Origin of the sequence: Pseudoxanthomonas suwonensis 11-1, assembly GCF_000185965.1 — a bacterium.
Classification (GTDB): Bacteria; Pseudomonadota; Gammaproteobacteria; order Xanthomonadales; family Xanthomonadaceae; genus Pseudoxanthomonas; species Pseudoxanthomonas suwonensis_A.
The window spans coordinates 3219868-3232520 of record NC_014924.1; the positions used below are offsets into that span (position 1 = coordinate 3219868).

A 12653-nucleotide genomic window follows, 5' to 3' on the forward strand; every position below is an offset into this window, starting at 1 on the left:
GTGGAGTGCTCCCCGGGGTGCCTCCGTCCGTCGGAGCCCCCTCCCGACATACGACGCCGTACTGGAATATAAGCATGCCTTTAACCCATAAATAACGCTGCACTGCCGCAAAAGGCGTGCACGCAGGGGACAAGGTCGCCGTCGATCGGGGATAGTTGCGCGCATGTTCGTCTCATTGCCTTCACGCCGTAAGCCTTCCCCGCGCTGGGCCACCCCCCTGCTGTTCGCCGCGCTGTGGCTGGCGTTCCTGTGGATGCTGGGGCGTCCGGACGAGGCCCGGCGCAGCCTGTGGATGGCCTGGGGCGCCCTGGGCCGGGACCTGGCCGGCGGCCTTCCATCCTGGGGCGCATGGCTGGCGGCGCTGCAGGACGGCAGCATTTCGCGCCTCTTCACCGCGCTGTTCCTGCACGCCGACTGGGCCCACCTGCTGGGCAACCTGGTGTTCCTGCTGATCTTCGGCCTGCCGGCCGAGCGGGCGATGGGGCCGTGGCGGTTCCTGCTCCTGTTCCTGGCCGGCGGTGCGATCGCCAACCTGGCCGCGGTGATCGTGATCGACGATCCGCACCGCGCGGTGATCGGCGCCAGTGGCGCGGTTTCGGCGGTGATCGGTGCGTACCTAGCCCTGTTCCCCGGCGCGCGCCTGGGCGTGGTCCTGCCGCTGGGCCTGTTCCTGGAATTCGTGCGTGCGCCGGCGTTCCTGCTGATCGGCATCTGGGCGGTGCTGCAGGTGGTGTTCGCCTACATCGGCCCGGCCTTCGGCGAGGTGGCCTGGGCCGCGCACGTGGCCGGCTTCCTGTTCGGCGTGGTGTTCGCCCTGCTGGTGCGCGCCGGCATCGCCCGGCGCATGCGCCGGCAGAAGGGCTACTGAGCGACCACCAGGCCCCCGGCCGGGCTTGGAAACGCCGCGCCAGTCCCCATCCTGCAGCCATCCCGACGGAACCCTCGCACCATGGCCAAGCCGCTGTACAAGGTCACCTTCCTCAACCACGGAAAGGTCTACGAGCTTTACGCCCGCCATGTGGGGGGAAGCTCGCTGTGGGGCTTCACCGAGGTCGGCGAGCTGGTGTTCGACGTGCACGAGGGCCTGGTGGTCGATCCCACCGAGGAGCGCCTGCGCGACGAGTTCGGCAATACGAAGATGCTGCACCTGCCGATGCAGAGCATCATCCGGGTCGAGGAAGTGGAGCGGAAAGGCCAGTCGGCGATCCGCGACGCGGCCACCGGCGAGAAGGTGGTCACGCCCTTCCCGCTGCCGGCCAAGCCGCGCTGAGGGCGCGGCCGGCCGCGGTTACTCGCGACGCGCCGCCGCCGGTGCAGCCGCCACGCCAGCCAGCTTCTTCAGTTCGGCCAGGGCCGCGGTGATCGGCGCATCGCCGGGCAGGGGCGAGCCGGGCTGGTAGCCCTCGCCTTCCTCTTCGCCGCGCAGGTGGCCGGGCAGGGTCGCCTCGGTCACGGTGCGCGGCGCACCGGTCGGGGCAGTGCCGCCGATCAGCTTGGGATCCGGCTGCAGTTCGACATCGGGAACGATGCCGCTGGCCTGGATCGAGCGCCCGCTGGGCGTGTAGTAGCGCGCGGTGGTGAGCTTGACCGAATCGCCATTGCCCAGCGGCAGCAGGGTCTGCACCGAACCCTTGCCGAAGGTGCGGCTGCCGACCACGCGCGCGCGCTCGTTGTCGCGCAGCGCGCCGGCCAGCACCTCGGCGGCGCTGGCCGAACCGGCATCCACCAGCACCACCACCGGCGCGCCCTCGAGGCGGTCGCCGCCGGTGGCGTCGAAGCGGGTATCGCTGGCCGGCACGCGGCCGCGGGTGCTGACGATCGCGCCGCTCTCCAGCAGCTCGTCGGCCACCTGCACCGCGGCGGTCAGCAGGCCGCCGGGATTGCTGCGCAGGTCCAGCACCAGGCCGCGCAGCCTGCCACCGGCCTTGGCCTGCAGCTCGTCGACGTGCTTGCGGAAATCGGCGCCGGTGTCGGCCTGGAAGGTGCTCAGGCGCACGTAGCCGTAGCCCGGCTCGAGCATCCGGCTGCGCACGCTGGTGACGCGGATGGTCTCGCGCTGGATCTCCAGGTCGAACGGACGATCGCGGCCCTCGCGCACGATGGTGATGCTGACCTTCGAGCCCGCCGGGCCACGCAGCGGTTCGCTGCCTTCGATCTGAGCGATCGGCTTGCCGTCGATGGCCACGATCACGTCGCCCGCCAGCACGCCGGCGCGCGCGGCGGGCGTGCCGTCGATCGGGGCCACGATCTTCAGGGTGCGGTCCTGCTGCTGCAGCAGTTCCACGCCGATCCCCTCGTAGGCGCCTGAGGTCTGCTCGTCGAAGGTCTCGGCCTCGTCACGGTCCAGGTAGGCGCTGTGCGGGTCGAGGTCCATCAGCAGGCCTTCGATCGCCGACTGCATCAGGAAGCGGTCGTCGACCGGATCGACGTAGGCCTCCTTGATCGCGCGGTACACGGCGACGTAGCGCTGGATCTCCGCCATCGGCACGCGCGAACCGGTGGCGTCGCCGCCGTCCGGATCGTCGGTGGCCGGCACTGGCGCGGCGGCATCCTCGCCCTCGCCCTCGTCCTGGTGTTCGTGGTCGTGCGCATCCTCCGCATCCACCGGTTCGGGCTGTGGCGCGACGCCCTCGACCGGAGCCGACTGGACGGGAGACGGGTCCCGCGGCGCTTCCAGGGCCAGGCCAGTGAACGGCATGGCGAGCAGCAGCAGGGGCAACAGCACGGGGGCAGGACGCATCGACGACTCCAGGCGCGCGGACAGTGCGCACGCCCCGATTATGCTGCAGCGCGTTGTAAATGCGGCTTGAACCCGCGTCAGCGGCGCTGCAGCCAGGCCGAGGGATCGACCGGCTTGCCGTCGCGGCGCAGCTCGAAGTACAGCGCCGGACGGCCGTGGCCACCGGAGCTGCCCACCCGCGCCACCGGGTCGCCCTTGCGCACGCGGTCGCCTACGTCGCGCAGCAGGGCGTCGTTGTGCGCGTACAGGCTCATGTAGCCGTTGCCGTGGTCGATGATCAGGATCAGGCCGTAGCCGGTCATCCACTCGGAGAACACCACGGTGCCGTCGGCCACCGCGGTCACCGGCGCGCCGGCGGCGGCACCGATCAGCACGCCGCTGCTGCTGCGTCCGTCCGGCAGCTTGCCGCCGAAGCGGGCCAACAGGTCGCCACTGGCCGGCCAGCCGAGGCCACCGACCTTCGGCGGCGGGGTGGTGGCCGCCACCGGTCCACGCGGCTTGCTGCCCTCGCGCGGCGTGGCCTGTGTCCGCCGCGCCTGTTCGCGCGCCTTCTGCTCGGCGGCGCGCTTCTCGGCCGCGGCTCGGGCGGCGGCCGCACGCAGGTTCTTCAGCAGCTGCTCCAGCGACTTCGCATCCTGGCCCAGGGCCTTCTCGCGTTCCTGGCGGTCCTGGTAGCGGGTGTCCAGCTCGCTGAGCAGGGCGGCGCGCTGGCCGCGGTCCCGCTTGAGCGCGGCGATCTTCTCCTGCTGGGCGGCGCGCAGCGCCTCCAGCTCGGCACGACGCTGGGCGATGCCCTCCTCCACCGTCTGCAGTTCGTCCAGCGAGGCGGACAGCGCCTGTACCTGGCGCGCGTGCTCGCGCTGGGCATAGCGGTGGTAGGCCAGGGCGCGCTGGGCGTCGGCGGCGCGGTCCTGGGCCAGCAGCAGCTTCAGCGGGGCCTTGCCGCCGAGCGTGTACGACGCGCGCAGCAGCGCGGCCAGGCGCTCGCGGGCCTGGTCCTGGTCGGCCCTCAACCGGTCGCGGCGCTGTTCCAGCTCGGCCAGCACCTGGGTTTCACGCTGCAGGGCGGCCTCGGTTTCGGCCAGTTCGCGGGCGCTGCGGCCCAGCTGCTCGTCAGCGCGGCGCAGGCGGGTGGCGGCATCGCCGCGCTGGCCCTCCAGGCGACGGCGCTCGCGGGCGATCTCCTGCAGCTCCGCCCGCACCTTGCGCAGTTCGCGCTCGGCGGCGGTAGGGTCGCGCTTCTCCTGGGCTTGGACCAGGCCGCAGGCCACGGCCAGCAGGACGCCCAGCATCGGCCAGCGCCATGCACCGCGTGGGCGTTGGGGTCCTGGCCCGGGGAACTGGCGACGCTCGCGCGGTTGGGGCACGCCTGGGAGATCCAGTGACTTCAGACAGGTGCGGATTGTAGCCAAGCGTGGTGACATGGCGCGTACAGATCGCTCCCAGGAGGCCCCATGGCCCGCTCCCGCATCCTTACCCTCGCCCTGCCCCTGCTGCTGGCCATGCCGGCGGCCTGGGCCGCGGAGGACATCAGCAAGGTCAACGGCAGCATCGAGGTTTCCGCCGGCAAGGCGTACGGCGAGCTGGAAACCGTCAACGGCAGCGTGGTCATCGGCGAAGGTGTCGAGACCGGCGATGCCAGCACCGTGAACGGCAGCATCAAGGTCGGCGCCAACGCCAAGGTCGGCGGCCTGGAGACGGTCAACGGCGCGATCCGCGTCGGCCGCAACGTGGAAACGCGCGGCGGCATCGAGACCGTCAACGGCGGCGTGTTCGTCGACCGCGGCAGCACGGTCGGCGGCAACGTCGAGACCGTCAACGGCGCCATCGGCCTGGTCGAGACCCGCGTCCGCGGCGACGTCGAAACCGTCAACGGCGATGTCACCGTCGGCATCGGCTCGGTGGTCGGCGGCGGCATCAGGATCAGCCGAAGCTCCGGCTGGTTCCAGTCCGCACCCAAGCGCAAGCCGCGCGTGGTGCTCGGCCCGCGCGCCGTGGTCGAAGGTCCGCTGAGGTTCGAGCGCGAAGTGCGCCTGTACATCCACCGCACCGCCCGCAGCGGCCAGATCACCGGTGCCGAGCCGGTCGTGTTCGATACCGATACCGCGCCGGAAGAGTGAACGTGGGGCGCCGCAGCCGCGGCGCGCTTGCCTATAGAATCGGGACTCCGCTGTCCGCGAGGGAGTCCCGATGTTCCGCAAGTCCCTGATCGGCGTCGCCGTTGGCGCGCTCCTGCTGGCCGGTTGCGGCAGGCAGGCCGAAGAAACCACGGCTGCAACGCCCGATGCGAATGCCAACGTCCCGGCACCCACGTCGGACCATCCGTTCGAGGCGGCGATCACCGCCGACGATTTCGCCGAACTGACCCGCACCCTGGCCTCGGACGAGTTCGAGGGCCGCGGCCCCGGCTCGGTCGGCGAGGAGCGCACGGTCGAGTACATCCGCGCGCAGATGCAGCGCATCGGCCTGCAGCCGGGCAACGGCGACAGCTTCTTCCAGGAAGTGCCGATGGTGGAGACCACCGCCGATCCGGCCACCCGCCTGTCGATCAAGACCGGTGACGAGGCCATGGACCTGGCCTTCGGTCCGGACATGGTGGTCGGCACCCGCACCGGCGAGCAGCAGGTCTCGGTGCGCGACAGCGAGATGGTGTTCGTCGGCTACGGCGTGGATGCGCCGGAGCGCGACTGGAACGACTACGCCGGCCAGGACTGGAGCGGCAAGACCGTGGTGATGTTCGTCAACGACCCGGGCTTCCACACCAACGACGGGAAGCTGTTCGACGGCCGCAAGATGACCTACTACGGCCGCTGGACCTACAAGTTCGAGGAAGCCGCGCGCAAGGGCGCGGCCGCCGCGCTGATCGTCCACGACACCGCCGGCGCCAGCTATGGCTGGGACGTGGTGAAGAACTCCTGGTCCGGCCCGCAGTACGACCTGCCCTCCGCCGACGATCCGGATCCGCGCCTGCCGGTGCAGGGCTGGATCACCGCCGACGTGGCCCGCAAGCTGTTCTCCTCCGCTGGCCTGGACCTGGACGAGGCCTACCGCACCGCCAGCAAGCCGGGCTTCAAGCCGGTGCCGCTGAAGGCCAGGCTTTCGGTCGACCTCAACAGCACCAGCACCCGCAAGACCTCGCGCAACGTGGTCGGCGTGCTGCCGGGCAGCAGCCGTGCCGACGAGGCCGTGCTGTACATGGCCCACTGGGACCACCTCGGCAAGCACGAGGGTGAGGGCGACACGATCTACAACGGTGCCGTCGACAACGCCACCGGCGTGGCCGGCATCCTCGAGATCGCCGAGGCCTTCGCCGCGCAGGAACAGCGCCCGGAGCGTTCGGTGGTGTTCCTCGCCGTGACCCTGGAGGAATCCGGCCTGCTGGGCTCCAAGTATTACGTGGCCCACCCGACCTTCCCGCTGGAGAAGATCGCCGGCGTGATCAACCTCGACGCCATGTCGGTCGGCGGCCGCTCGCGCGACTTCGTGGTCACCGGCTACGGCAGCTCGGAGCTGGAGGACATCCTCAAGCCGATCGCCACCATGCAGGGCCGCCAGCTGCAGGAAGAAGGCTCGGTGCAGAGCGGCTTCTACTTCCGCTCCGACCACTTCAACTTCGCCAAGGCCGGCGTGCCGGCGCTGTACGCCAAGGGCGGCAGCGACCTGGTCGAGGGCGGCAAGGCGGCCGGCAAGGCCGCGTCCGACGACTACGCCTCGCGCTACCACGCCCCGACCGACGAGTTCAGCGAGGACTGGAAGCTCGACGGCGTGGTCGAGGACCTGGAAGCCCTGTACGGCGTCGGCCGCGAACTGGCCGCGGGCGACCGCTGGCCAAACTGGTACGAAGGCAATCCCTTCAAGGCGACCCGCGACCGCATGATGCAGGCCCGCCAGCCGGCCACTCCCGCCGCGCAGTAAACCTGCAAGAACGCACACACAAACAAAAGGCCGGTCGCGCAAGCGGCCGGCCTTTTTTGTGTCATCCGTCCTCCGCCTAGTATGCGCCACCGCGCCAGGACGTCCGAACCGGGCAAGCATCCAGCGGATCCACTGGGCTGTCCCTGCATTGCAAAGGTGAGTGGCTCCATCGACGCTTCCTGCTTCCGAGGTCAGCGTGGCAATGCGATCCCGGGTCTCGAAGCCGAACGCCGGCCGCGCAAGCTGCCGGCTTTTCCGGCAATGCCGGTCGCACGCACCCTACGAGTTACGAATTACGAATTCCCAATCACCAATCACGAATCCCCAATCCCAACGCAAACGGCGACCCGGTAGGGTCGCCGTTTGCGTGCATGGATTGGTAGCGGGGGCAGGATTTGAACCTGCGACCTTCGGGTTATGAGCCCGACGAGCTGCCAGACTGCTCCACCCCGCACCGGGGTAACTGGCGGCCGGTAGCCTTGGGGCTGCCGGCATGGACATGGGGTGTATGTCCGGGAAAAGAAGAAGCCCCCAGCGCTTGCTGGGGGCTTCCGGGATAAAACCCTGGCGATGACCTACTCTCGCATGGGAGACCCACACTACCATCGGCGCTGTTGCGTTTCACTTCCGAGTTCGGGATGGGATCGGGTGGTTCCACAACGCTAATTTCACCAGGGAGACGGTTGGAGCGTGCTGGTGTCCCGTGAACGGGTACCGCACCGTCTCGCATAAGTACTTGTGATGTAGTGAGCGGCGGATGGCTATCGACGTTGTCGTCGAGTCCAAGGCCACTTGAGGTTATATGGTCAAGCCGCACGGATCATTAGTATCAGTTAGCTCAACGCATTGCTGCGCTTACACACCTGACCTATCAACCACCTGGTCTTGATGGTTCCTTTAGGGGACTTGTGTCCCGGGAGATCTCATCTTGAGGCGCGCTTCCCGCTTAGATGCTTTCAGCGGTTATCGCTTCCGAACATAGCTACCCGGCAATGCCACTGGCGTGACAACCGGAACACCAGAGGTTCGTCCACTCCGGTCCTCTCGTACTAGGAGCAGCCCCTCTCAAATCTCCAACGCCCATGGCAGATAGGGACCGAACTGTCTCACGACGTTCTGAACCCAGCTCGCGTACCACTTTAAATGGCGAACAGCCATACCCTTGGGACCGACTACAGCCCCAGGATGTGATGAGCCGACATCGAGGTGCCAAACACCGCCGTCGATATGAACTCTTGGGCGGTATCAGCCTGTTATCCCCGGAGTACCTTTTATCCGTTGAGCGATGGCCCTTCCATACAGAACCACCGGATCACTAAGTCCTACTTTCGTACCTGCTTGATCCGTCGATCTTGCAGTCAAGCACGCTTATGCCTTTGCACACAGTGCGCGATGTCCGACCGCGCTGAGCGTACCTTCGAGCTCCTCCGTTACTCTTTAGGAGGAGACCGCCCCAGTCAAACTACCCACCATACACGGTCCCCGACCCGGATTACGGGCCCAGGTTAGAACGTCAAGCACGTCAGGGTGGTATTTCAAGGATGGCTCCATGCCAGCTGGCGCCGGCACTTCATAGCCTCCCACCTATCCTACACAGACGAACTCAACGTTCAGTGTAAAGCTATAGTAAAGGTTCACGGGGTCTTTCCGTCTTGCCACGGGAACGCTGCATCTTCACAGCGATTTCAATTTCACTGAGTCTCGGGTGGAGACAGCGCCGCTGTCGTTACGCCATTCGTGCAGGTCGGAACTTACCCGACAAGGAATTTCGCTACCTTAGGACCGTTATAGTTACGGCCGCCGTTTACCGGGGCTTCGATCAAGAGCTTCGCCTTGCGGCTGACCCCATCAATTAACCTTCCGGCACCGGGCAGGCGTCACACCCTATACGTCCACTTTCGTGTTTGCAGAGTGCTGTGTTTTTGATAAACAGTCGCAGCGGCCTGGTTACTGCGGCCCTCTTCAGCTATAGCCCGCATGGGCCACCAAAAAGGGCGCACCTTCTCCCGAAGTTACGGTGCCATGTTGCCTAGTTCCTTCACCCGAGTTCTCTCAAGCGCCTGAGAATTCTCATCCTACCCACCTGTGTCGGTTTACGGTACGGTCTGCGTGAGCTGAAGCTTAGGGGCTTTTCCTGGAAGCGTGGTATCAGTCACTTCGCCCTAAAGGGCTCGTCTCGGTGCTCGGTGTTGACCTCCCGGATTTGCCAAAGAGATCCACCTACCGCCTTTCCCCGGGACAACCAACGCCCGGTAGACCTAACCTTCTCCGTCCCCCCATCGCACTCACGCGAGGTGCTGGAATATTAACCAGCTTCCCATCGACTACGGCTTTCGCCCTCGCCTTAGGGGCCGACTCACCCTGCGCCGATTAACGTTGCGCAAGGAAACCTTGGGCTTTCGGCGTGCGGGCTTTTCACCCGCATTATCGTTACTCATGTCAGCATTCGCACTTCCGATACCTCCAGCGGACTTCTCAATCCACCTTCGCAGGCTTACGGAACGCTCCTCTACCGCGCATCACGAAGTGATGCACCCCAAGCTTCGGTTTACCGCTTAGCCCCGTTAAATCTTCCGCGCAGACCGACTCGACCAGTGAGCTATTACGCTTTCTTTAAAGGGTGGCTGCTTCTAAGCCAACCTCCTGGCTGTCTGTGCCTTTCCACATCGTTTCCCACTTAGCGGTAATTTGGGACCTTAGCTGTGGGTCTGGGTTGTTTCCCTTTTCACGACGGACGTTAGCACCCGCCGTGTGTCTCCCATACAGTCCGTCTCGGTATTCGGAGTTTGCAATGGTTTGGTAAGTCGCGATGACCCCCTAGCCATAACAGTGCTCTACCCCCGAGAGGATACATATGAGGCGCTACCTAAATAGCTTTCGAGGAGAACCAGCTATCTCCGGGTTCGATTAGCTTTTCACTCCTAATCACACCTCATCCCCTACCTTTGCAACGGGAGTGGGTTCGGGCCTCCAGTGCGTGTTACCGCACCTTCACCCTGGGCATGACTAGATCACCCGGTTTCGGGTCTACAGCCCGCGACTATGCGCCCTATTCAGACTCGGTTTCCCTTCGCCTCCCCTATACGGTTAAGCTTGCCACGAACTGTAAGTCGCTGACCCATTATACAAAAGGTACGCAGTCACCCTTGCGGGCTCCTACTGCTTGTACGCACACGGTTTCAGGGTCTATTTCACTCCCCTCTCCGGGGTTCTTTTCGCCTTTCCCTCACGGTACTGGTTCACTATCGGTCGGTCAGGAGTATTTAGCCTTGGAGGATGGTCCCCCCATGTTCAGACAGGGTTTCACGTGCCCCGCCCTACTCGTCTTCACTGGAGTGGCCCTTTCGAATACAGGGCTATCACCTTCTATGGCCAACCTTTCCAGGTTGTTTTCCTAGAACCATCCCAGCTTAAGGGCTAGTCCCCGTTCGCTCGTCGCTACTTAGGGAATCTCAGTTGATTTCTTTTCCTCCGGTTACTTAGATATTTCAGTTCACCGGGTTCGCTTCCAGCAGCTATGTATTCACTGCAGGATACTGCCGAAGCAGTGGGTTTCCCCATTCGGACATCGCGGGATCAAAGCTTATTGCCAGCTCCCCCGCGCTTTTCGCAGGCTGTCACGTCCTTCATCGCCTCTGACCGCCAAGGCATCCACCGTGTGCGCTTATTCGCTTGACCATATAACCCCAAGTCGCCTCGGGGTCGCCTGTGCCCGGGGGTACAAATCCCGGACGCGAATTGCAACGACTCAATTTTTAGGGACTTTCGTCCCCGCCTTAGCCTCAACGACACGTCGAGATAGTCATCTCAAACGCTCGCTACATCACAAGTTTTAAAAGAACACGTACCAGGCCTCAACGCCCGATGCGTATATCAAGATGTGCGCTCTAACATCCAGAGTGGTGGGTCTGGGAGGACTCGAACCACCGACCTCACCCTTATCAGGGGTGCGCTCTAACCACCTGAGCTACAGACCCAAAGATCGATTACTCATTTGGTGGAGCCTGTCGGGATCGAACCGACGACCCCCTGCTTGCAAAGCAGGTGCTCTCCCAGCTGAGCTAAGGCCCCTTGAAGGGACTCGCCTGGCCGCCCGTTGGCTGACCAGGAACTCTGAATGCAGGAAACTTGTGAGGACGCCCGACAGGACGATGCTGTCTTGCTCAAAAGGAGGTGATCCAGCCGCACCTTCCGATACGGCTACCTTGTTACGACTTCACCCCAGTCATCGGCCACACCGTGGCAAGCGCCCTCCCGAAGGTTAAGCTACCTGCTTCTGGTGCAACAAACTCCCATGGTGTGACGGGCGGTGTGTACAAGGCCCGGGAACGTATTCACCGCAGCAATGCTGATCTGCGATTACTAGCGATTCCGACTTCACGGAGTCGAGTTGCAGACTCCGATCCGGACTGAGATGGGGTTTCTGGGATTGGCTCACCCTCGCGGGATTGCAGCCCTCTGTCCCCACCATTGTAGTACGTGTGTAGCCCTGGTCGTAAGGGCCATGATGACTTGACGTCATCCCCACCTTCCTCCGGTTTGTCACCGGCGGTCTCCTTAGAGTTCCCACCATTACGTGCTGGCAACTAAGGACAAGGGTTGCGCTCGTTGCGGGACTTAACCCAACATCTCACGACACGAGCTGACGACAGCCATGCAGCACCTGTCTCACGGTTCCCGAAGGCACCAATCCATCTCTGGAAAGTTCCGTGGATGTCAAGACCAGGTAAGGTTCTTCGCGTTGCATCGAATTAAACCACATACTCCACCGCTTGTGCGGGCCCCCGTCAATTCCTTTGAGTTTCAGTCTTGCGACCGTACTCCCCAGGCGGCGAACTTAACGCGTTAGCTTCGATACTGGGTTCCAAGTTGAACCCAACATCCAGTTCGCATCGTTTAGGGCGTGGACTACCAGGGTATCTAATCCTGTTTGCTCCCCACGCTTTCGTGCCTCAGTGTCAGTGTTGGCCCAGGTGGCCGCCTTCGCCACGGATGTTCCTCCCGATCTCTACGCATTTCACTGCTACACCGGGAATTCCGCCACCCTCTACCACACTCTAGTGATCCAGTATCCACTGCAATTCCCAGGTTGAGCCCAGGGCTTTCACAACAGACTTAAACCACCACCTACGCACGCTTTACGCCCAGTAATTCCGAGTAACGCTTGCACCCTTCGTATTACCGCGGCTGCTGGCACGAAGTTAGCCGGTGCTTATTCTTTGGGTACCGTCATCCCTGCCGGGTATTAGCCAACAGGATTTCTTTCCCAACAAAAGAGCTTTACAACCCGAGGGCCTTCTTCACTCACGCGGTATGGCTGGATCAGGCTTGCGCCCATTGTCCAATATTCCCCACTGCTGCCTCCCGTAGGAGTCTGGACCGTGTCTCAGTTCCAGTGTGGCTGATCATCCTCTCAGACCAGCTACGGATCGTCGCCTTGGTGGGCCTTTACCCCGCCAACTAGCTAATCCGACATCGGCTCATTCTATCGCGTGAGGCCTTGCGGTCCCCCACTTTCACCCGTAGGTCGTATGCGGTATTAGCGTAAGTTTCCCTACGTTATCCCCCACGACAGAGTAGATTCCGATGTATTCCTCACCCGTCCGCCACTCGCCACCCAGAGAGCAAGCTCTCCTGTGCTGCCGTTCGACTTGCATGTGTTAGGCCTACCGCCAGCGTTCACTCTGAGCCAGGATCAAACTCTTCACTTAAAACTGCAATGCCCTAAGGCATAAAGCTTTTAGCTGCAGAAGTCCTACCCAGCTACGAATCGCTTGCTTAAAGCAATTGACTTGTTGCTGTTAAAACGTCTGCAAGATGGACAGTCATCCTTCCTGCAGGCGTCCGCACAAATTTCCTGCGCACATTCTCAAAGAGCCTCGGAGTCGGCCTCAGCGCCTTCCTCCGTGTCCCGACGTTTCCGTCGAGGTGAGCCGCTCATTCTGGCAGCTCGTTTTCGTTTCGTCAACCCCTCGTGAGGAGGAAGTTTTCGAACCGC

Annotated in this window: 6 protein-coding genes, 3 tRNA genes and 3 rRNA genes; 4 read left to right on the top strand and 8 right to left on the bottom strand. The window is 63.8% G+C overall.

The features are described from left to right. Positions 1-163 precede the first annotated feature (163 nt). Positions 164-868, top strand: a complete 705-nt coding sequence (locus PSESU_RS14720; RefSeq protein ID WP_013536596.1) for a rhomboid family intramembrane serine protease — start codon at positions 164-166, stop codon at positions 866-868. An 81-nt stretch (positions 869-949) separates the two neighbouring features. Next, entirely contained in the window at positions 950-1270 is a 321-nt protein-coding gene (locus tag PSESU_RS14725; protein ID WP_013536597.1) for a DUF1820 family protein, read from the top strand. Between the two features lie 18 nt (positions 1271-1288). On the opposite strand, the gene PSESU_RS14730 is transcribed toward PSESU_RS14725, so the two are convergent. Both PSESU_RS14730 and PSESU_RS14735 read right to left on the bottom strand, forming a co-directional pair. Continuing rightward, the gene (locus PSESU_RS14730; protein ID WP_013536598.1) at positions 1289-2740 is read right to left on the bottom strand and encodes a S41 family peptidase; all 1452 of its coding nucleotides are present in this window, start codon (positions 2738-2740) and stop codon (positions 1289-1291) included. A gap of 77 nt (positions 2741-2817) precedes the next feature. Beyond that, positions 2818-4032, bottom strand: coding sequence for a murein hydrolase activator EnvC family protein (locus PSESU_RS14735; RefSeq protein ID WP_013536599.1), 1215 nt, complete (start codon positions 4030-4032; stop codon positions 2818-2820). 162 nt (positions 4033-4194) lie between these two features. Between PSESU_RS14735 and PSESU_RS14740 the strand changes: the two genes are divergently transcribed. Continuing rightward, on the top strand, positions 4195-4860 hold the full coding sequence (locus PSESU_RS14740; RefSeq protein WP_013536600.1) for a hypothetical protein: 666 nt from the start codon (positions 4195-4197) through the stop codon (positions 4858-4860). A 70-nt stretch (positions 4861-4930) separates the two neighbouring features. Then, on the top strand, positions 4931-6655 hold the full coding sequence (locus tag PSESU_RS14745; RefSeq protein ID WP_013536601.1) for a M28 family metallopeptidase: 1725 nt from the start codon (positions 4931-4933) through the stop codon (positions 6653-6655). A 377-nt stretch (positions 6656-7032) separates the two neighbouring features. Here PSESU_RS14745 and PSESU_RS14750 read toward each other — a convergent pair. The 6 genes from PSESU_RS14750 to PSESU_RS14775 all read right to left on the bottom strand — a co-directional run bounded on the left by PSESU_RS14750 (position 7033) and on the right by PSESU_RS14775 (position 12366). Further along, positions 7033-7109 (bottom strand) — tRNA-Met (locus tag PSESU_RS14750). A 108-nt stretch (positions 7110-7217) separates the two neighbouring features. After that, a 5S ribosomal RNA gene (gene rrf, locus PSESU_RS14755) occupies positions 7218-7331 on the bottom strand. A gap of 126 nt (positions 7332-7457) precedes the next feature. Beyond that, positions 7458-10333 (bottom strand): 23S ribosomal RNA (locus PSESU_RS14760). 222 nt (positions 10334-10555) lie between these two features. Beyond that, a tRNA-Ile gene (locus PSESU_RS14765) sits at positions 10556-10632 on the bottom strand. A gap of 18 nt (positions 10633-10650) precedes the next feature. Beyond that, positions 10651-10726, bottom strand: a tRNA-Ala gene (locus PSESU_RS14770). Positions 10727-10821: 95 nt separating this feature from the next. Beyond that, positions 10822-12366, bottom strand: a 16S ribosomal RNA gene (locus PSESU_RS14775). The 16S, 23S and 5S rRNA genes sit together here with 3 tRNA genes alongside, the layout of an rRNA operon. Between the last annotated feature and the right edge of the window lie 287 nt (positions 12367-12653).

Excerpts from the sequence above, each read along its gene's own strand:
- PSESU_RS14720 (WP_013536596.1), top strand. The coding sequence starts at position 164 with ATGTTCGTCTCATTGCCTTCACGCCGTAAGCCTTCCCCGCGCTGGGCC.
- PSESU_RS14725 (WP_013536597.1), top strand. The coding sequence starts at position 950 with ATGGCCAAGCCGCTGTACAAGGTCACCTTCCTCAACCACGGAAAGGTC.
- PSESU_RS14730 (WP_013536598.1), bottom strand. The coding sequence starts at position 2,740 with ATGCGTCCTGCCCCCGTGCTGTTGCCCCTGCTGCTGCTCGCCATGCCG.
- PSESU_RS14735 (WP_013536599.1), bottom strand. The coding sequence starts at position 4,032 with ATGCTGGGCGTCCTGCTGGCCGTGGCCTGCGGCCTGGTCCAAGCCCAG.
- PSESU_RS14740 (WP_013536600.1), top strand. The coding sequence starts at position 4,195 with ATGGCCCGCTCCCGCATCCTTACCCTCGCCCTGCCCCTGCTGCTGGCC.
- PSESU_RS14745 (WP_013536601.1), top strand. The coding sequence starts at position 4,931 with ATGTTCCGCAAGTCCCTGATCGGCGTCGCCGTTGGCGCGCTCCTGCTG.